General features: G+C 61.0%; 17 protein-coding genes. 5 read left to right on the top strand and 12 right to left on the bottom strand.

What is annotated here, in order from left to right; all coding sequences use genetic code 11:
• Positions 1 to 68: 68 nt before the first annotated feature.
• From AWC19_RS18945 to AWC19_RS18920, 6 genes are all read right to left on the bottom strand, one after another.
• The gene (locus tag AWC19_RS18945; RefSeq protein ID WP_085079540.1) at positions 69 to 584 is read right to left on the bottom strand and encodes an LLM class flavin-dependent oxidoreductase; all 516 of its coding nucleotides are present in this window, start codon (positions 582 to 584) and stop codon (positions 69 to 71) included.
• Between the two features lie 164 nt (positions 585 to 748).
• Positions 749 to 1,762, bottom strand: a complete 1,014-nt coding sequence (locus tag AWC19_RS18940; RefSeq protein WP_142281300.1) for a hypothetical protein — start codon at positions 1,760 to 1,762, stop codon at positions 749 to 751.
• Between the two features lie 99 nt (positions 1,763 to 1,861).
• The gene (locus AWC19_RS18935) at positions 1,862 to 3,349 is read right to left on the bottom strand and encodes an aldehyde dehydrogenase family protein (RefSeq protein WP_085079538.1); all 1,488 of its coding nucleotides are present in this window, start codon (positions 3,347 to 3,349) and stop codon (positions 1,862 to 1,864) included.
• Positions 3,346 to 4,143 (bottom strand): SDR family NAD(P)-dependent oxidoreductase, encoded by a 798-nt coding sequence (locus AWC19_RS18930; RefSeq protein WP_142281299.1) that lies wholly within the window; start codon positions 4,141 to 4,143, stop codon positions 3,346 to 3,348. Before AWC19_RS18930 ends, AWC19_RS18935 begins: the two co-directional genes overlap by 4 nt.
• Before the next feature lie 34 nt (positions 4,144 to 4,177).
• Positions 4,178 to 5,923 (bottom strand): N-acyl-D-amino-acid deacylase family protein, encoded by a 1,746-nt coding sequence (locus AWC19_RS18925; protein WP_085079536.1) that lies wholly within the window; start codon positions 5,921 to 5,923, stop codon positions 4,178 to 4,180.
• A gap of 34 nt (positions 5,924 to 5,957) precedes the next feature.
• On the bottom strand, positions 5,958 to 6,941 hold the full coding sequence (locus AWC19_RS18920) for an aromatic ring-hydroxylating oxygenase subunit alpha (RefSeq protein ID WP_085079535.1): 984 nt from the start codon (positions 6,939 to 6,941) through the stop codon (positions 5,958 to 5,960).
• A gap of 673 nt (positions 6,942 to 7,614) precedes the next feature.
• On the opposite strand from AWC19_RS18920, the gene AWC19_RS29315 reads away from it, so the two are divergent.
• The gene (locus tag AWC19_RS29315) at positions 7,615 to 8,958 is read left to right on the top strand and encodes an FAD-binding protein (RefSeq protein ID WP_142281298.1); all 1,344 of its coding nucleotides are present in this window, start codon (positions 7,615 to 7,617) and stop codon (positions 8,956 to 8,958) included.
• 219 nt (positions 8,959 to 9,177) lie between these two features.
• Here AWC19_RS29315 and AWC19_RS18910 read toward each other — a convergent pair whose 3' ends face one another.
• The 4 genes from AWC19_RS18910 to AWC19_RS18895 all read right to left on the bottom strand — a co-directional run bounded on the left by AWC19_RS18910 (position 9,178) and on the right by AWC19_RS18895 (position 12,305).
• Entirely contained in the window at positions 9,178 to 9,843 is a 666-nt protein-coding gene (locus AWC19_RS18910; protein ID WP_142281297.1) for a hypothetical protein, read from the bottom strand.
• Positions 9,779 to 10,249 carry a Rieske (2Fe-2S) protein gene (locus AWC19_RS18905; protein ID WP_085079532.1) on the bottom strand — a complete coding sequence of 157 codons (471 nt, stop codon included), beginning with the start codon at positions 10,247 to 10,249 and terminating at the stop codon, positions 9,779 to 9,781. The genes AWC19_RS18910 and AWC19_RS18905 overlap by 65 nt, the downstream gene beginning before the upstream one ends.
• A 494-nt stretch (positions 10,250 to 10,743) precedes the next feature.
• Positions 10,744 to 11,193 (bottom strand): cupin domain-containing protein, encoded by a 450-nt coding sequence (locus AWC19_RS29310; protein ID WP_211284953.1) that lies wholly within the window; start codon positions 11,191 to 11,193, stop codon positions 10,744 to 10,746.
• Between the two features lie 146 nt (positions 11,194 to 11,339).
• Complete coding sequence (locus AWC19_RS18895) at positions 11,340 to 12,305, bottom strand: PDR/VanB family oxidoreductase (protein ID WP_085079530.1); 966 nt, start codon at positions 12,303 to 12,305, stop codon at positions 11,340 to 11,342.
• A 194-nt stretch (positions 12,306 to 12,499) separates the two neighbouring features.
• Between AWC19_RS18895 and AWC19_RS31425 the strand changes: the two genes are divergently transcribed.
• Together AWC19_RS31425 and AWC19_RS18885 are read left to right on the top strand one after the other, a co-directional pair.
• Positions 12,500 to 15,094 (top strand): aldehyde dehydrogenase family protein, encoded by a 2,595-nt coding sequence (locus AWC19_RS31425; RefSeq protein WP_085079529.1) that lies wholly within the window; start codon positions 12,500 to 12,502, stop codon positions 15,092 to 15,094.
• Positions 15,095 to 15,231: 137 nt separating this feature from the next.
• Entirely contained in the window at positions 15,232 to 15,660 is a 429-nt protein-coding gene (locus AWC19_RS18885) for a GlcG/HbpS family heme-binding protein (protein ID WP_085079528.1), read from the top strand.
• A 608-nt stretch (positions 15,661 to 16,268) separates the two neighbouring features.
• On the opposite strand, the gene AWC19_RS18880 is transcribed toward AWC19_RS18885, so the two are convergent.
• On the bottom strand, positions 16,269 to 16,847 hold the full coding sequence (locus AWC19_RS18880; RefSeq protein WP_085079527.1) for a TetR/AcrR family transcriptional regulator: 579 nt from the start codon (positions 16,845 to 16,847) through the stop codon (positions 16,269 to 16,271).
• A 439-nt stretch (positions 16,848 to 17,286) separates the two neighbouring features.
• Complete coding sequence (locus tag AWC19_RS18875) at positions 17,287 to 18,303, bottom strand: HpcH/HpaI aldolase/citrate lyase family protein (RefSeq protein ID WP_142281295.1); 1,017 nt, start codon at positions 18,301 to 18,303, stop codon at positions 17,287 to 17,289.
• Between the two features lie 148 nt (positions 18,304 to 18,451).
• Here AWC19_RS18875 and fabG point away from each other — a divergent pair, with 148 nt between their 5' ends.
• Together fabG and AWC19_RS18865 are read left to right on the top strand one after the other, a co-directional pair.
• Entirely contained in the window at positions 18,452 to 19,192 is a 741-nt protein-coding gene (gene fabG, locus AWC19_RS18870) for a 3-oxoacyl-ACP reductase FabG (protein ID WP_085079525.1), read from the top strand.
• Positions 19,193 to 19,232: 40 nt separating this feature from the next.
• A complete protein-coding gene (locus AWC19_RS18865; RefSeq protein ID WP_085079524.1) occupies positions 19,233 to 20,447 on the top strand; it encodes an acetyl-CoA C-acetyltransferase in 1,215 nt (404 codons plus the stop codon).
• Positions 20,448 to 20,478: the final 31 nt, after the last annotated feature.

The following is a 20,478-nucleotide window of genomic DNA, read 5'->3' as shown; positions in this document are numbered from 1 at the left end:
CAACAGCACACCCGCGACCACACAGGTGGGGCCACTTTCGACCGCCCACCCGGGGCCAAATCAGGCTGTCACAGCCACACGTAGTCGCCGTCGAAGCTTGCGGTCTCTTCTGACCAGAGCCGCTGCATCGCTAGCATCTTCTCACGGGTGATGTCACGCCGCTTCCTCGCGTCGACGCCGTGGTTACGGAACTCATCTTCGTTGTAACCGTAGCCCACACCGAGTATGAGGCGGCCTCCGCTGACGTGGTCGAGAGTCGATATCGTCTTCGCCAGCAGGATCGGGTCGTGGATCGCCACCAGCGAGACCGCGACTCCCAGGCGCAGCCGTGTGGTGAGCGCGCTTGCATGGGCCAGCATGATGTATGGGTCTGGGTATCTTCGATACCACTCCGGAAAGGGTTGGCCGCCAACAGCACCCATCCACTCCGGCAATGTTGCGTCAACGGGGGTATGCGAGTGCTCCCCCACAAAAACCGCGTCGAATCCACGCGCTTCTGCTTCGGGGGCCAAGACACTCAGCGGAATCGTCTGCGTGTGTCGCTCACTGGCGGCAATGGCTGACCCGTACAAAGAGATTTTCAACTTGTCGCGCTCCCCTTCTCTAGGATGGTTGCAAACCGTCTCTAGATGGTTTCCTCTGTGCGGCGACGCTCAGATGAGGCTTGTGGCGTATGTCATGTCGTTTCTGAAATCACGTGCGCCTATTTGTGATTCGATCGCGGCAGTTCGGGCGCTGAAGTCGACTGTCAGCGCGGGTCTGACGTCCAGCGTCGCTGGAGATGGCCGCCGGCCTTGCGGTACTCGAAGAATGCGCGGTCGTCAGGATCGACGAATTCCGGTTCGACACCAAACTGATCAGCCCAAATCTCCAGGAACTTAACGCCTTCCGGTCCAACCAGGCCATCGCCGTACTCGAAGTCAGCGGGGACGATCTTGGCCTCACCGGGGCGCAACCATACGCCGTCCATGTACAGCGCTCCCTCGATCACGAGATTGACTGCCGCAGACTTGTGGATATGGCGGCCGCGGAGCCGGTCGCCCGGCCCTGGGCCGACGCTGACAACGCCGACCACCGGCGAGTTCTTGTTCTCGCGCGCGCCCAGCACGATCAATGCGCTGCGGGCGTTGAGGATCGGCTCGCCCCACGGGAGATTGTCGTCGTAGATGGATGTCCACCTGATGCCCGGCCGCTCATACAATGCCGACGCGGTCTCTGCGTCAATGGCCTTGATCTCGGGATCCAAAATTTTGATTCCGCGTCGTGGCGTGTAGTCGGGGCGGGAAGGCAGGAAAACAAACGAGTTTTCCATCCCGCCGGATGCCACCGCCTCGACACCGGCGCGGCAGGTGGTGTCGAAACGCTTTTGGTCATCGGGGTCGACGAACGTTGGAGCCAGTCCCGACCGCTCGGCAAACATCGTCATCAGCGTCACGCCCTGGGGACCCACGACGAGATCGCCATGCTCTACGCCTGAGTCAATGACTTGGATGTCCCCGGTGGTGCACCACCGGCCGTCGATCTGCGCCGCGCCTTCGATGACCGTCTGCACGATCGGCGTCGGATGGGTGCGCAGTCCGGCGATATGGTCACCGACGTCAGGTCCGGCTTTTAAAAATACTGCGACTGGAGCACTGGCGGGCTCCCCCGCACCGAAGTAGAGGGCGTTGAACCGGATACCTTCATCTCCGACCCAACCAGCCTCGTTACCGTGCATCGAGACGATCTTGGCGGTTGGAGCGGAATCAGCTGGTTCGGACATTCTTATCCCCTATTTGGCGGGTGAATATTTCACTTCGTGCCCAGATCTCGGTTTGATGCGCTGACACCGAGGATTCACATATCTGCCGCGGTGTGGCCGTCACGACTCCCGCCTACCTGAGCGGTTGCCGTTCGCGATCAAAGTTTTCACTTCGGTGTACTCGAGGATTGATTCCGGTCCTCCCTCGCGACCCCAACCCGACGACTTGACTCCGCCGAACGGGGCGCTCACCAGGACGCCGAATCCGTTTATGGCGCATGTACCGGTCCGGATTCGTTCAGCGACGCCGATGGCCCGGTCTTCATCTTCGCTGAAAACCGCCCCATGTAGTCCAAATGGCGAATCATTGGCGATGCTAATAGCTTCCGGCTCATCCTCGTATGGGATCACCACGACGACTGGGCCGAAGATCTCCTCACGCGCGACGCGCATCCCGTTATCGACATTAAACAAAACGGTCGGCGCGAAAAACCATCCTTTGTCGATGCCCGAGGGTCGTCCGCCGCCCGCTGCAAGCTGCGCTCCCTCGGCGATACCGGCGTTGACCAGCTCACTCACGCGATCGAACTGCCGGCTGGTGATCAGTGCTCCCAGTGTGGTGGCGGTGTCGAGCGGATGACCGGCCTTGAAATCGCGTGCGGCGCTCGCGAGACCATCAACGACTTCGCCATACAGCTTGCGGGGGGCAAGGACTCGAGTCAGTGCCGCACACACTTGGCCCGCGTTGCCGAATGCTCCTGCAGTTAACCATGGGATTGCTTTGGCTGGGTCGGCGTCCTCGAGGAGGATCGCCGCCGACTTGCCGCCCAGTTCAAGGATGGTGCGTTTGAGATTGGCACCACAGGTTTCGGCGATACGCCGACCGGCATCGGTGCTGCCGGTAAAGCTTACGAGATCAACACCAGGGTGTTCGACTAGATGTCGGCCGGCATCGGGGCCGCCCGGAAGTATGCTCACCACACCTTCGGGTAGCCCGGCTGCCGCCAGTGCCTCGGCGAGGTAGAACGTCTGTAGAGAGCCTTCAAGTGCGGGTTTGGCCACAACCGAACAGCCAGCCATCAATGCCCGAACTATCTTGCTGATCGACATGATGAAAGGACCGTTGAACGGGGTGATCGCCGCCACCACACCAGCTGGACGCCTCTGAATGAGCGCCGACTTGTTGCTAGCGCGGTCGGGCTGCCACACGTCTGGGGGTAGGCCCTCGGCACTGGCGATGGCGTCTGCGAAGACACCGAACGCGCCCTCGATACGGCGGCGGGTCTGTGTGAGTGGCTGGCCTAGTTCCAATGCGGATGTTACAGCGATTGCGTCTAGTGATTCGCGGCAGCACGTCAGCGCACGGTTGAGGATTTCCGCGCGTTCCTCAATGGGAACCGCCGACCAGGTGGCGTTTTCGTAGGCTTTTTGGGCGGCCGATACTGCGATGTCGACGTCGACCGAAGACGCGGTGGGCACCGTGCAGAGCAGGGTTTCATCGGCCGGACAGATGGCCGGATGTTTGATGGCGGCAGCCGGCTCATGCCAGGACCCGCCGATGAAGAGCTCGTTTCGCTCGGCAAGGGTCGTCGTCATTGGATGGCTCATGCGGGTAAGGCAGACAGAACAGCTGCGCAGCGTTCGCGCACCATTGCCGGCATAGCCTGATTGTTCGCCGCCGAGGAGAAAGCGGTCAGATACAGGTCGTTGCGGCGAACCGCCGACGCGATGGATTTGCCGAGGTCGTCGGGATCGATGGCCTCACTCATTGAGGTCTCACGCTTCTCTTTGGGCTCAGAGCGCCCGAATTGGGCAGGCCGGTTTCGGTCGGCCTCCAAGATGCGTGTGCGAACTGTCCCGGGACACACCACCGTGACTCCAATACCGAACTGTGCCAGCTCTTCGCGCATCACTTCGGATAGGGCCACGACGGCGAATTTCGATGTCGAATATGCCGCGAGTTGAGACACCGGCGCCAGCCCCGAGATCGAGCCCGTATTCACGATGTGAGCCTCGCCGGGCTGGTCCTTCATCCGCGGTAGGAACGCCAGCACCCCGTGAATCGGACCGAACACGTTGACCGAGATGGTCCAGCGCCAATCATCGATCGTCGTTGATAGCACGCCGCCGACCGTGCCGACGCCGGCGTTGTTGCAGAGCAGATGTACGGCGCCAAAGGTGTCGAAGACCTTATCGGCGAGCTGCTGTACCGACTCGTAGCTGCTTGTGTCCACATGCGCGGCAACGCCATTGATCTCGTTAGCGACAGACTCGGCGGCATCGAGCTCAATATCGGCAACGACGACTTTCATCCCCTCGGCGGCGAAGGCGCGGGCCATACCTCGACCGATGCCGCTGCCTCCTCCTGTAATCACGGCAACCTTGCCGTGAAAATCCTTCACTTACGTCTCCTCGTTATATGCCAGATCTGCTGCACTATTGGGCGGAATTTCTGACGAGGCGACCCGGGCGTGCTCCGGTGTCCACGTCATTTCGGCGCGTTACCACTCCGTGAACCATCGTCATCACGTAGCCATGTGCGTCTTGCAGTACACGCAGCGACCCGGCGGGCAGGTCGTTGACGAACCGCGGTACCTCAAGGCGTAATTCACGCATATCGATGAGGTTGAGATCGGCACGCTTGCCTGTCTCGATCGTTCCGCGGTCGGTGAATCCGTACAACACCGCGGGCACGCCGGTCTGCTTGGCCACCACTGTTTCGATGGCGACTTTCGGTCCGCGCGTACGGTCCCTCGTCCAGTGGCTCAGCACGTACGTCGGAGTCGATGCATCGCAGATGTAGCGGACGTGCGCACCGCCGTCGCCGAGGCCGAGAACGGTCGCGTCGAGATTCAGCAACTGTTCGACGCACTGGTAATCACCTGTCGCGTAGTTCGTTGTGATCGTTATGAGTACGGCGCGGCCCTCGTCTTCGATGAGACGGTCGTAGATCACCTCCAACGGATGGACTCCAGCTGCCTGGGCCTGCGCGAGAACCGAGGTCGACTGTTCGGGCTCGTACTCCGGCGGATCACCGAGTGTGAAGGTTTGCGCATAGTGTTTACGCAAAAACTCATCGAATCGGTCGGTGAACGCTGCGCCCTTCGGGGGTAGATCTGCCTCAGACAACGCTCGTGCTTTCGTCCGCGGATCGGCGAGCCGGGCTGCTTGTTCGGCCAGAGACAGCTCGGCCAAGTCGACAAATGTCGGGCGACGTTGAAGCGCATGACTCGATCGCAGGGAACTAAGCACACCGCCGCACCTACCGGAGAACTGCATGTATACCGGAAGCTCGCTTAAATTGTCGGTCACATAACCGAGGATCTGGTCGAAAACCTCTGGTTGGTGGGATGTTTGAGCAGTGGAGAAGGTGACACGTTGTCCGGTTTCCCGCGCGAAATGCCGAATCAGCTCGAGCTCCTCGGCCGCCGTCCATGGGTCTCCCACTCCTGGAATGCCACGCCCGGAAGGCACCAGTTCGAAAACTGCGCCGCCGCCGGCGCGCATCGCCTGACCGATTGCCAGCAGTTCATCGATGGCCGCGGTGGTTCCGGGCACGTACCGCCCGTCTCTGGCTTGATGGATCGCGGTGCGCGATGACGAGAAACCGACCGCCCCCGCCTCGACCGCCTCGCGCACGAGCTTGGCCATCAGGGCGATGTCTTCGCCGGTCGCTGCTTCATCGGCCGCACCACGCTCCCCCATGACGTAGGCGCGCAAGGCGCCGTGCGGGATCTGAGCGGCGATGTCGACCGCGTAGTTACGGTCGATGGCATCAAGGTATTCGGGGAAGCTTTCCCATGACCACTGGATACCTTCGTACAGCGCCGTACCGGGGATATCCTCGACGCCTTCCATCAGCTGAATCAGCCATCGCTCGCTGCCTGGTCGAACAGGCGAGAACCCGACGCCGCAGTTACCCATCACGAGGGTGGTCACGCCGTGCGCTGCTGAGGGCAGCAGGGCATCGTCCCACGTGACCTGGCCGTCGTAATGGGTGTGCACATCAATAAACCCGGGCGTCAAATGGAGACCTTGAGCGTCGATGACCTCCTTGGCGTCGTCGGTCGGAACGTTGCCGATGTGTACGATCTGCCCATCGCGGACAGCGACGCTCGCAACATAAGGCGGTCGGCCGGTTCCATCCACGACAATTGCGTCGCGAAAGATTATGTCCAGCACAGCTTCCTCCTGGGTACGGCCTCATGGGCCCCTACTAGTCGAGGATCTCGAGTTCCGCCATCGTCTTCCGCGGATAGTCGCGGGCGAACTTGAAGTATCGAGCCATCGCCCGATCATTGCCGACTAGGTGGAAATCGCCGAGCCGCATCGAATTCAGGATCGGCAGGTCCTCGTTGACAAATCGGTTGTGCAGGGTCTGCTGCCGTTCGAGGTGCTCACGGGCTCCTTGGTCGCGGAGCGTGGCCAGCACGAAGAAGACGCGTGTGTTGCCCCGACCGAGCGGGGTCACCCCGGCGATATGCCATGTCAAGCGACCGTCATGCTCACCGCGCGTGCGGATGACGTTTGTCCCGTAGACGTCGATATCGGTTCGCATCTTGCCCGACTCACGTTCAATGTATTCGGAGTCCCAGTGCATCCGCGCCGTGTAGGAATCGATAACCTGCACCTCTGGGTCTGCGATCTGTAGACCGTGGACGACCCGGTTGTGCACGATGTCGAAGACGTTCGAGGCGAACACCCACGGATCGACCTTGATTGACTCCGCTAATGCGGCTTCGAAGGCATGGGAAATCATCGTCTCGTCGTCGTAACCCTCAAAGGAGGGCACAGGGTACAGCGGTTCGGATCCCCAGAAAACCCAGATCAGGCCCCATTTGTCTTCCACAGGAAAGGTGCGCAGGCGCGCTTGGCGCGGAATACGATCTCCGGAGGGGATCTTTGTGCAGCGGCCGTCGGCGCCGTACTGCCAATGATGAAATGGACACCGCAACTCGTCATCGACGACGTCGCCGATGCTGAGGTCGGCGCCCATGTGCTTGCAGTACGGGACCATCGCGTGGACGTCGCCGTTTTGCGTCCGATACACCACAACCCGACCATCACACAGGTCGATCCCGACAGCCTGACCAACGCCGAGCTGCGAGGACAGGGCAACGGGATACCAACACTTGTGGTATCCGGAGTCCTGTCCTGCCGACTGAATTGCCGGAGCAGTCGAAACCTCAGAAACCGTCATGATGACCTCCTAATGCAGCCCGCAGCGCGTTAGAACAACAAGTTAACCAACGTGTACCTCGTCGAGATTGAACCTTACACAATCGGCGTGCTTCACGTCTACGACCCTGACGAGGTCGGCTTAGTATCGGCCCGACCATTTCGGGCGAGGCCCCGCATGTCAGCCTTTGACCTCGGATGTTATCGGTCGGGTCCGAGGCCGCGCCGCCGCCGTGTCGGCTTGTCCGTTGGCTTCGTCGCCGTTACCCGGCGGTTAAAAAGGTGTCCGGTTGGCCTGATCGATCGTTTACTTACGGGTGCCTCATCGCTTGAGTGATCGCCGAGCAAGCGGAATCGACAACCATCGACTGATACCGAACAAAACGGCAATCGACGCGAGCGCAGCACATGACGGAGGCGGCCTAGGGCCTAGCCGCGCTTGTCCCTTAGCCAGCTCGAACGCACCGGCTCAGGATCGCATCACAAGCAAAGCGCGGAACCGTCGTGTGGACACCACACGTCGTCGGGGAACGCCCTCCTGGCCGCCCGCGCCCGTTTGTCAGCTCCCGCTAGGGGATTGAGGCCTGCGACGCCTAATGACGGCACGGATCAGTCGGCCGGGCACAGCCGGTTGAGATCAGCAGTTAGGGGCTGTTAACGTCGTCCGGTCGTTTCACTGCCGGAACGGGGTTGTCGTGGACAAGTTCGATGTCGTTGTAGTTGGTGCTGGCGCAGCCGGTCTCTGCTGCGCCGCGGAACTGGTCCTAGGCGGGCGGCGACCACTTCTCATCTGCGAGGCGGGCGAGGTCGGTCACACCTTCCGGTCGGTCTGGATGGATGAACGCAACCGCGGATCGGTTCAAGTGCCGGCCTGGCAATCAAGCTGGGGCGGCGGTTGGTGGATGCCGCTTGTGCGCCGGCTAGACCTGCCCGTCCGTTTCCGCGAGTTTCGTCCGATGGAAATGCAGGTGATCGGTACTGCTCAGGTGGTGCCGTTGCCGTATATGGCATCGGCTTCCGCCATTGCCAATACCTTCGCGGATCTGAGTTCTGGAACTCTGTCAGCAGCGCACCGCGAACTGATCGTCAGTTGTCTGCGAGCCGGGTTGGCGCTTCCACCCGATGAGGTGTTCGCACTCGATCGAGTACGGTTTTCCGAATGGCTCCGAAGCCATGGAGCCACCGCTGAGGTCGCCGCCATGCTGACCGGTTTCTGCGGCACGCCCAACGGCATGACCGAACAGGACGCGGTGCACCACCTATCAGCCGCGTGCGCACTATGGACCTTGCGAATCATGTTCATGCACGAGGGAACGTTGTGTGAGGTCGTTCCCGACCCCTGCGAAGGTCTATGGATACCGATCGCAAAAGAGGTCGAACGCCGCGGCGGTACCGTCTGGCGAGGCTGCCGCGTTGCGCGAGTCCACGTGGAAAACCGTCGCGCTCAAGGCGTCGAGCTAGTAGATGGCACGAAGATCCACGCTAACGTGGTCGCGTTGGCGACAAGCAACGCACGGTTGGGCCGCCTCTTTGACCGCCAGCCCGATGAAGTTCGAGAAGTACTCAATTACACCGGCCCGACCGCCCAGCGGCAGCTCGTCGTTTTCGTGTTGCTCAACCGGCCGCTGTTGGAACGTCCTGTGTCACTGAGTTTGAACTGGCCGCACGGACGGCGGCTAGGGGCAGTGGTGGACGCCCACCACACAGATGTCGAGCCAGGCAAGCAGCTGATTCACTTGGTCGTGACCAACATCGGAGATCGAGCAGAAGACGACGTGTTACGGGAGGTCGACGCCGGCCTGAACCTGGTTTTCCCGCACTACGCAGAGTCCGTCGAGAAGGTGAAGACGATCATTCACACCTCCGAGCATTGGATGGACTACACCACGGTCGGCCCCAAACTGCCGCGTCGTAGCCCGTCGGTGACGGATTTGTGGTACGTCGGGCAGGGGGCGGGACCGGTCCGAGGGTTTTGGACGGAGGCCGCCGCCGGGGCGGGAGTGTTGGGCGCCCGCGCGATAATGGGTGCTGCCGGTTAGCGGCCGGCGGCTCATTGCCCGCGAGGCCGGATGGATTTAGCTCCTAATAGCGTTGGCCGCATCAGTCGCATCTAGCCTCATCTCGCCCTCCAGCGGCGAATCGCCACTCCTGAGAACGCTAGCCGTAGGCACCGATCGGCCGAGCCGCGCGCCGCCCGATGAAAACCTGATGGCCCTGCAACGCCGCGTGCGGCAGCACCTGCAGCATCGGTTCCGCGGTCAGGTGGCAGTCACAGCCGGTCCCCGGGCGTTGTTTTCACGGTCGAGCTCGCGCAACGTGGTCGTCGGATAGCCGCGCGCGTAGCGGAAGTATCGGGCCAATATTTGATCGGACTTGACGAACATATTGCGTCCCGGCCGGATTGAATTCAGAACGGGGACATCCTCGTTGAAGAGCTGGGTATGCATCTTTTGGAGGAGGTCCAGGTCATGTTCGACGTCGGAGCTCTTGCGTCCGTCGACGCCTGCGGCAGGAGTCGTGATGAGGAGGAAGAACTTCGTCCCCTTGCTACCCATAGGCGTTCCAGCGCCGATGTGCTGCAACAGATGTCCGCCCCGCTTACCGTGTGACACGATGGCGTTTGTTCCGAACATCGTGATGTGGCTGAAGTTGATCTCACCGCCATGTTCATTTTTCATGACGAAACCGCTGTCGATCGTGTGTTCGTGGATTTCCATTGTGGAGGCATCCGAATCGATCGGCGAGTTGTGCAGAACGCGCAGGTGTTGATAGTCGAACGCATTCGACGCAAAAATCCACGGGTCCACTCGAAGCGGCTCCATGAACTCTACTTCGAAATACCGGCTAGCGATGGTCTCCTCATCCCACTCGACGAGATCGGGCAGCGGGTAGAGAGGTGTTGTTCCGAGAAATACCCAGATCATCCCCCGTCTTTCCTCGGTAGGAAGGGTCGTAACTCTCGCCGAGGGTGGGATGCGGTCGCCCGAAGGGATTTTCGTGCATACCCCGTCCGGCCCGTACTGCCAATGATGGAAGCAGGTCGTTTCCCACTACATCACCGATGCTCAGGTCGGCACCCATATGCTTGCAGTAGGGAATCGAGGCCCGCGCAACGCCGTCCGCACCGCGGTAGAGCACAATGCGGTCGTCGCAGAACTCCAACCCCACCGACGTGCCCGCAGGCACATCCTCAGAGAACGCGACCGGGTACCAGCACTGGTGATAGCCACCACCCGGCAGAAACATCGCGGTTGATTGGTCGCCTTCGGCAACCTCGACACCTGCCATCTGAACTGCCTCCTGTTCACTGAAACTGACGGATGAATGCATTTGTTAGTCGGTGCGGGTAGGCCGAGTGACTAGGGGGCTGAACCCGCGCGGCAGACGTACGTACGAACAGCGAGGTCACATCCACTGCCTCACGGCGCCGATGTTAACATTCATTAATCGATAGCTTCGCACTCCGTGTTGAGCTCGTCAAGACACTGTTGCCATCAAATGGGCAACGATCACTCGGGCCTTATTCGCTTTGGGCACAATTGCAGTTTTACGGCACAGCCGTCTGTTGGGCCGCGCGCCACCGCATCGAACGGCGTTGCACCTTTCCCGCGGATGCGTGCCCGGAGTGTGAGTCGCCAAACCGCAAGTTGGGCCGTTTACGCTTTACCGAACGCTGGCGCGCGGCCATCCGCCAGGCCGAATCCCCTCCGTCTCCACGGTCACTCCATCCGTTTCGCCCAGCTGCGTTTCGCTGCTTCGTTTACCGCGCAGGGTCTTCCGCCGGGAAAAGCTTTCTGTCGAGAGCTTCCCCGGTCGTTTCATTTCTAGGTGAGGAAGTTCGGCCGACGCACTCCGAGTTGCTCGCAGCCTTGCAGATACCTCTCCACCATGTCCGCGCGGGTGACTCGGCCGGTGACCTCGTTCGTTTCCAGGTCGATGAATTCAGCGTCGGCGTAGCTGAGGAAGATCGCTTCCGTTACCTCCGGGCCGTTGAAGAATCGATGGACCACGCCTGGCGTCTCGAATATGTAGGTGCCCGGGCGGTATTCATAAGTTTCATCATGCCCCCATGCGCCGGCAGTGGTGTAGCCGAACACCGGAGCGTCATGTCGATGCCAACCGTGCGCGACATTGGGCTGAGCGCGAATCTGACTGACTACCCAACCTTCATCCAATCGAGCATGGACGACGCGCATCTCGAAATCCGGACCCGCCGGGACCCAGGGCAGCTCATCGGTGGCTAGATGCAGTGTACGAGCGACTGTGTCCTTCATCGACGTCATTTTCGAACTTGCTCCTGTCGTTATTAGGGATTATTTCACCAGGGATGGCCAAGGATTACGAGCCCTCATATTGAAATACAAGGTATTCCTTCCAGAACCGAGTTGTCACTGTCACGTGAATGGTCGTTTTCCTCTCTCTAGATGCGGAGTTCCAGTACCGGTGTCTTACTTCGTCCCACGCAGATCATCATCGATTTGTTGTTCGCGCGTTCTGCATCGGTGAGGTACTCGTCGCGATGATCCGGTGTGCCGCTGACCACTTCGGTCTCGCAGGTGCCGCAGAAACCCTCTTCACAAGACGTCGGAACGTAGATGCCGGCGTCTTCGAGCACCTCGATGATTGTCTTGTCTGCCGGGATGGTCACTCGCTTACCCGACTTGGAAAGGACGAGCTCAAACGGTTCATTGTGTTCATCCCGGTCGCAACCAATCGGTTGGGCACGCGCCTTGAAGCGCTCGACGTGTGGTTCCGCGCGCCCCAATTCGGAACAGGTGGCTTCAACCGCGGCGATCAGCGGCTCTGGCCCACAGCAGTAGACCGCAGCATGAGTCGGAAGTGGATCGATCGCAGCCTTGAGGTCGAGCAGCCCGCATTCGTCTTGCGGGGTGACCACCACTTTCGAGCCGTACTGGCTGAGTTCGTCGAGGAATGCCATCGATGCTCGGCGCCGTCCCCCGTAGAGCAGGGCCCAGTTTTTGCTTTGGCGCTCGACCTCCGCGACCATGGGAAGTATTGGGGTGATGCCGATTCCGCCAGCGATGAAAAGATACTGCTCGGCGTCAACGAGCGGGAAGTTGTTTCTGGGACCAGTAGCAGAGACGAGCATCCCGGGCCGAAGGACGCTATGCACATACGTTGAGCCGCCCCGACTCTCGCGCTCGAGCAGCACAGCGATCGTCCACTCCGTTTTCTTGGCCGGGTCGCTGCACAGTGAGTACTGGCGGATGAGATCGGGCCGCAAAATCAGGTCAATATGAGCTCCGCAGGAGAAGGGCGGTAGATCCGCTCGGTCGTCGGAGCCCAGCACGATCGAGAGCACGTCGTCGGCTTCCCAACTCATCCTGCGGACACGTAGCGCCTGTGTCTGCGGGTCCGATTCCATACGACGCTCCTCACCATCGGGTTGTGGTGTCGGTCAGGACGATGGGGTTGCGCATCTACTGCATAGTATAGAAACCATCGTTAACGCGATGCTACAGTGCCGAGAAGACTCCTCTAATCTGGGGTGGAGTCCATGCCGAGCCAACACCGGCTGAACTGATGTTAACAACCTCTACGACGGATGAAGGGACTCCCATGGCGAATCGGAGCGCTTTCTACATTGGCGGCAGCTGGACGGCGCCGTCTTCGAAGAAGAAGATCGAGGTCATATCCCCTCACTCCGGGCAAGTCATCGCGGTAGTTCCGGAAGCCCAGCCCGCGGACGTCGATGCCGCGGTTGCCGCCGCCAGGACGGCGTTCGACACTTGGAGCGCAACACCTTTCGACGAGCGCGTGGCTATCGTGGAACGATTCTCGGCGGGTTACGCGGCGCGCATGCCCGAACTTGCCGAAGTCATTACAGCCGAAATAGGAACTCCCAGCTCATTAGCTCAGGCCGTCCATACCGCGAGCACCTGGATGGCCCTCAACACCTTCATCGATATTGCCAAGCAATACCCGTGGGAGGAGACGCGGAGCGGTGTCTTCGGCTCCGATGTGATCGTCCGGCGTGAAGCCGTTGGCGTAGTGGGGGCAATCGTTCCGTGGAATGGTCCACAGTACCTGACCATGGCCAAGCTGGCTCCTGCGCTCCTTACCGGATGTACGGTAGTTCTCAAGCCGTCACCGGAAGCACCGTTGGACGCGTTTGTGTTGGCCGAAATCCTCGATGAGGCCGGTGTGCCGGCTGGCGTCGTTAACGTCATTCCTGGTGGCACGGCGGCCGGTGAACATCTCGTCCGTCATCCCGGTGTCGACAAGATCTCCTTTACGGGCTCGACAGTGGTCGGCCGTCGAATCGCCAAGCTCTGCGGGAAGGGCCTGAAGCGGTGCAGTCTCGAACTCGGCGGCAAGTCGGCTGCGATCATTCTCGACGATGCGGACCTCGATTCCACGGTCGAGAGCCTGAAATTAGTGTCCTTGGTCAATTCGGGTCAGGCCTGCGGTGCCCAGACCCGGATCTTGGCTAGCCGCAGTCGCTCCGCGGAGGTCGTCGACAGGCTTGCCGCGATGATTGAGGGGCTGAAAGTCGGTGATCCAACTGATCCGGAAACCTATATCGGGCCGCTCGTAAGCAAGCGCCAGTGGGAGCGGGTGGAGGACTACATCGCCATCGGAGAGATCCAGGGCGCGCGCATGGTCGTGGGTGGTCGAGGTCGCCCCGACGGGCTGAACACAGGCTGGTATGTCAAGCCCACATTGTTCGCCGACGCGACCAACGACATGCGAATCGCCCGTGAAGAGATCTTCGGTCCGGTGTTGACGGTCATACCGTTCGATTCAGTTGATGGCGCGGTGAGCATCGCCAACGACAGCGATTACGGACTCGGCGGGTCGGTCTGGACGGCCGACATCGACTTGGGCCTGGAAATCGCACGTCGCGTGCGAACCGGGACTTACGGCGTCAACCAGTACATGCCCGATCTAGTCGCGCCGTTCGGCGGCTACAAGTCCTCGGGCATCGGGCGCGAGTTTGGACGCGAGGGCCTCGACCAGTACACCGAGATCAAAAGCATCTCCGTTCCGGCCGGGTCCCACACCTCGCCGGTAGCTGCAGGATCGTTGAAGGAGGGTGTCTTGCGCACCGAGGCTGCGATCTGCTGGGCGCAAAACGAGCCGTGGAGCGTCGAGGCCATCGAGTTGGATCCTCCGAAGGCCGGTGAGGTACGCATCCAATACATTGCGGCGGGCCTATGCCATTCCGATGACCACCTGGTGACTGGCGACATGGGCTTCTTCTGGCCGATCATCGGCGGACACGAGGGCGCCGGCATCGTCGTCGATGTGGGACCGGGCGTGACGCGCGTAGCGCCCGGCGACCACGTGGTGCCCGGATTCGTCGCGGCATGCGGTCGATGCCCGTCGTGCGTCAAGGGGCATTCGGGCCTGTGCGACAACGGGGCTCTTATCGCAACTGGCATGCAGTTGGACGGGACCACCCGCCACCACGCCAAGGGCCAAGACATCCCGACGATGGCCAGTTTGGCCACTTTCGCAAAGTACGGCGTCATCCCCGAGCTGAACTGTGTGAAGATCGATCACGACATTCCGTTGGAGGTCGCCGCGTTGGTCGGTTGCGGAGTGTCTACCGGATGGGGGTCGGCGGTGTACGCCGCCGAGGTGCAGCCGGGCGAGACCGTTGCGGTGATCGGTGTTGGTGGTATCGGCGCTGCGGCGATCCAGGGAGCGCGGATGGCTGGCGCTGACCGAATCATCGCCATCGACCCCGTAGACCTCAAGCGCGAACTGGCGCCCAGGTTCGGCGCCACCCACACCTATCCATCGGTCGAAGAGGCCACCGAGGCTATTCGAGAAGAGACGTGGGGCCGGATGTGCGACAAGGTGATCTGCTCCATCGGCGTCGGGCGGGGCGACCTGATGGCTTCGATCATGGGCATCGTCGGCAAGCGCGGCCGATGCGTGGTCACCAATATCCACCCGATCCACGAGACACAGGTGTCGCTGAGTATGGCGGACCTCACCCTGATGGAGAAGCAGATCGTGGGCGCTCTGTTCGGTTCGGCAAGGCCCAACTTCGACATCCCCAATTTGCTGCGGCTCTACCAGCGCGGGCACCTCGATCTGGAAGGGATGATCACCAATCGCTACAAGCTGGGTGACATCAACCAGGGCTATAAGGACATGAAAGACGGCAAAAACATCCGCGGCATCATCGTCCACGATCACTGACGGCGGCAGGCTGCAACGACGGTATGCATGACTCACCAACGCGTGCCTGCGCTTCCGTGGGAAAGCGACGGTTGACGCGTAAACCCCGCCATGCATCGGCATAGACCGACGAACTCTCCAGGAGCCTGAAGGACCCCATGCTTGAACTCAACCTCGCACTGGCCGAGGCGATTCTCGACGCCGCGCTCGCCCGCGCGATCGAGCACGACCTCAACCCGGTCGCCGTCGCAGTCCTCGATTCACGCGGATGCACGAAGGTGCTGGCGGCCCAGGATGGCGTCAGCCTCCTTCGAACCCAGATCGCACACGCAAAAGCATTCGGCGCGCTTGCCATGGGAATGGGTTCACGGGGGCTGTATGTCCGCGCGCAGGAACAGACTTACTTCGTCGGTGCTGTGAACACGCTCGCCGGAGGCCAGTTGGTTCCTGTTCCTGGCGGCGTCCTCATCTACGCGGACCGCGTGTTGCTCGGGGCTGTTGGCGTCAGCGGCGACAGCTCGGACAACGACGAGATGTGCGCCGTCGCAGCCATCGAATCGGCTGGTCTACAGGCTGATACCGGTTAAGCGCGACAACCGATTTTTCCGATCCACGTGCGCGCCAATCAATAGTCCGTTGACCACCAGGCCGGCGTGCCGCGGTGTGCTCTCACATCGCAGCCGCCAGTCGCCAGATGCGCTGTACCGCAGCGTGGTCCGATCGAATCGGGTACAAGATGAGATCGCTCGCGCGTGCGGCTCGGAAGCGATCAAGGCCCGCTACAACCGTCGCCTCGTCGCCGGCGATAGCCAGGCCAGCGGGCGGCGGTCGGCTCTTCGCGATCGAGTACCCGCCGGTAGGACCGCACGTGGTCGCAGCCGGGCAGCTTGGCACGAGCGGTAGCACGTGTCGACTCTGTGTGGTCGGTCACCGACACCGGCGCCATCGCGATGATGCGCGGTTGTGGCCTACCGGCGTCGGCGGCTGCCTCATCAATCGCGGGCTTGATGAAATTCGGGATCGTTCTTGGCCCGGCTACAACGGGATCGTACCGTCGTTCAGCGTCGGCGATTCGCTGAAGTTAACAACTGCGAACCGAATTTCTTGGACTCTACAGGACGGTGATTCGTGCGTTTCGGTTCACTGGGGCAACGGACGCACGGCAGCTACTGGCGGCGACGACCGAGGCTATCACTCAAGCGAACAATGCGGCACGCACCATACCGGCGATGTGGGTGCGCACCTCGTCAATGTCATCGACGTGTTCTTCCAGCGCGATGTATCCGATGAAGATGTGCACGGCATAGACCGCACGCCGAAGGACGGGCGTGGGCACTCCCGGTCGCAGTGCCGCCAGCGCTCGCAACCATTCAGCCCAGTAGAGTTCCTCAAGTGCTGCCACCTTACGCAGCGCGACGCGCGAAACGTTGTCATGTTCATTGCGCCGGATCACAAAGGCATATCGGTTAGGTCCGAACGCGAAGTCCAATCGTTTCTCGATAAGCATATCGAGCGTCCTACTGGCGCCAACATCTTGCGCAGCGACTCCCTGCATCGTGTTCACCAGGCGTTGCATGCCCTCAATGATGAGAGCATCGAGGATCGCTTGTTTGTTCGCGAAGTGTCGATACAGAGCCGGACCGGTAATCCCGGCCGCCTGACCGATCTCGTCCACGCCCGTTCCAGCGAAACCGCGGCGGGCGAACATCTCTGAGGCGATCTGTAACAACTGCTGGCGCCGCGGCACGCGCGCCTCAACGGGCTGGGCGATCACTGAGGCGATACCCCGCCGTAGAAGCCGGACGTGTTGCGCCGTCTATGGGAGTGCCGAGGCTCAAACGGCGGGTCCTGATGGTCGTAAGACCGTACGAGCAGTGCTGTCGCATGGTCGACGGCTTCCACTGATTTTTCCTTGTTAACCAATATTGCGGTATCGCTATCCACACCGCGAGACAGCGTGAACTTGGTCTGTGCGAACCGAAGCCGGGAACCTCTCATAAGAATCGACCCCATGATCGCCGATGACCTGTGAACATCAGTAAACTAACACATATTGCCGTCATCGGTGAGTCTAGCCCTTTACGCCTCACTGCCCCCACCGCTCAGCTACCGATCGAGGGGGGTTAGGCTCGAGTTGGCGTACGCTGCGACCGCATCTGCCGCGGAACCGGTGATGTCGCCCGTATCATTGTGGCTCGGTCGACCGAATACCGCTACGTCCCGTTCGTTGGAGTACTGCCCGGCCCGTCCACTGAACCTGTGGCCGGCTGCACCAGCGCTCGAACGTGAGTCGTCAACCCACCGACGTGTTCGGCGGTCAACCGCGCCCGATCTTCACTGGGCACCAGGCCGTAATATGCCGCTAGCTGCAGCCGACGACGGCCCCATTTCGCCTTGTTCGGAGGCAGAACCTGGCCACCCACCACCACGTCAGTCTTCGCGGCGTCGACAATCGGCACGATCTCCGCCCAGTAGTCGACCTCCTCCTGGCTGGGGGTGAAGACTCGATTGATGACCTCGACGTGTTCAGCGACCGGCATACACGTCAGGCCCACATAACCGATTTGACGGCTTTGAATGGCAAACTTCTCCAGCCCTTCCAGATCGTCAACCGGGTTCCAGTTACCGCTCACGGGCCACTGGACTCCGGCGCTGCGAACGTCGAGCAACACCTTCTGGCGGATATAGGAGGTCTCCTGCATCTCGCGTGTCCACTCGAACCCGATGGACAAAGCGGGATCCCCGTTGCGGGAGACCATCCCGCCCATGTAGGCCACTCGTGGCGATGCCGAGGCGATTTCGTATGCCAGTCGATTTCCCGAGGCAGATTCTAGAAGCGGCGTGATGAATATACGTCCCTCTTCTACCCCGGCACGCTTCTCGAACAATGTCAGCAGACCATCGAGCAGCAGCACGTCTTTCGGGCTTTCCACCTTGGGAACAAGGACAGCGTGTAACTCCGGACAGACAACCGCGTCGAGGTCGGACAGGAGCTCCGGCGAATCCAGCCGGTTGATTCGAACAAACGTGGGTTTGCTCGGACCGAGCTCTTCCAAAACCTGACGGATATTGGCACGCGCCGTCGGTTTCATCTTGGGCGGAACATGGTCTTCAAGTTCGAAACTCACTGCATCGGAGCCCAACTCGTAGGCACTACGCATCATGCCGATGTCATCGTGCTCATCGAAGTTGTAGGAGATGCTCCGTAGGGGTCGATGATCCCGGGCCACTGGTCTCCATCCGCAACTTGTGTTAACGTACGTTTACCCTAGACTGGTTGTGGGATTGAGTCAAACTTCATTCCCGTTGTGGCCGACGACCACAGGTGGCCGATCCAGGTCAGAGGCCGTTAACCGATCACGCAGGACGGAGGCCAGGTTGTCGTTGCTAGCGGGCCGCGTGGCGGTAATTACCGGTGCTTCGCAAGGCCTCGGATACGCAATCGCGTCGCGGTTCGTCGCCGAGGGCGCAAGCGTGGTGCTGGGCGATCTTGATCTCGCTTCGACCACCTCAGCTGCCGAGCGGCTCGGCGGCGACGACGGCGCCCTGGCAGTGCGTTGCGACGTGACGGATTCATCCGAGGTGCAGCAGCTCGTCGGCGCTGCCGTCGAGCGATTCGGCCGGTTGGACATCATGGTCAACAACGCCGGCATTACCCGTGACGTGACCATGCGCAGGATGACTGAAGCGGACTTCGATCAAGTGATCGACGTTCACCTCAAAGGCACCTGGAATGGTACCCGTGCGGCGGCGGCCATCATGCGGGAGAACCAACGCGGCACCATCCTGAATATGTCATCTCTGTCCGGCAAAGTCGGAAATCCCGGTCAGACCAACTACTCGGCAGCCAAGGCCGGCATCGTCGGATTGACGAAGGCCGCCGCGAAAGAGCTAGGCCGCCGGGGCATTCGGGTCAACGCCATTGCGCCAGGCCTGATCCGCACCCCGATGACCGAGGCTCTGCCCCAGCCGCTTTGGGACTCGAAGGTCGCTGACATTCCCCTTGGTCGGGCGGGAGAGCCTGAGGAGATTGGCAGCGTAGCGGTATTTCTCGCTTCGGAGATGTCGTCGTACGTGACGGGGGCCGTCATCGAGGTCGGGGGCGGTCGATTTATGTGAAGTGCGCGCTTTGCGTTGAACCGCAACGGTAGAGGGAGAAATGACCGAAGCTGTAATCTGTGAGCCTGTCCGCACGCCGATCGGGCGGTATGGTGGAATGCTTAAATCACTGACCGCCGTTGACCTTGCGGTGACGGCACTTAAAGGCCTTCTCGATCGAGTCCGAATACCCGTTGACGCCGTCCAGGATGTCGTACTGGGTCAGTGCTATCCCAACAGCGACGGACCTGCGATTGGGCGCCTCGCGGCGCTCGACGCGGGCCTTCCGGTAACCGTGCCTGGCATGCAGGTAGACCGGCGCTGCGGATCCGGTTTGCAAGCGGTCATCCAGTCCTGCCTTCAAGTCGTCACCGGTGCAAATGATGTCGTGATCGCGGGCGGTGTGGAGAGCATGAGCAACGTTGCCTTCTACTCGACCGACATGAGGTGGGGAGGATCGCGCGGCGGCGTAAAGGTGCATGATGGGTTGATCCGGTCGCGGACAACCTCGGGTGGCCGCAATCACCCAGTGCCGGGCGGCATGCTCGAAACGGCAGAGAATCTCCGACGGATGTACGCGATTTCGCGCGTCGAGCAGGACGAGCTCGCCTTAGAATCTCACCGGCGTGCGGTCACGGCACAGGCCGCCGGCATTCTCGCTGAGGAGATCATCCCGACTGTTGTGCAGACCCGTGACGGCGAGTGGTTGATCGACTCCGACGAGCATCCCCGTGCCGATACGTCCATGGAATCGTTGAGCAAGCTCAATCCGGTTATGATCGCCGAGGATCCAGAATCGACTGTGACGGCGGGGAATTCAAGCGGAATGAATGACGCGGCTTCGATGTGCCTCGTCACGACACCTGAAAAGGCAGCTGAACTCGGGCTTACCCCTCTGGTGCGCCTGGTCAGTTGGGCCGCAGCGGGGGTCGAACCGAAAATTATGGGTATCGGTCCGGTTCCTGCCACAGAGGCCGCACTCGCAAAGGCGGGCCTGACCCTTGCCGACATCGATCTGATCGAACTCAATGAAGCCTTTGCGGCACAGGCACTTGCCGTCATGCGCGAATGGAAGTTCAGCGACGCCGATCGAGAGCGCACCAATGTCCACGGCTCCGGAATCTCTCTCGGGCATCCGGTTGGCGCTACCGGGGGGCGGATGCTGGCCACCCTTGCGCGTGAACTCCATCGGCGTGATGCCCGCTATGGGTTGGAAACCATGTGTATCGGCGGTGGACAAGGACTCGCCGCGGTCTTCGAACGCGTGGACCCGTAGCGCGGCCTCGGGATTACCCTCGGCGCACTTA

Source organism: Mycobacterium palustre (assembly GCF_002101785.1).
Taxonomy (GTDB): domain Bacteria; phylum Actinomycetota; class Actinomycetes; order Mycobacteriales; family Mycobacteriaceae; genus Mycobacterium; species Mycobacterium palustre.
This window is presented reverse-complemented; position numbering and strand designations above follow the sequence as displayed.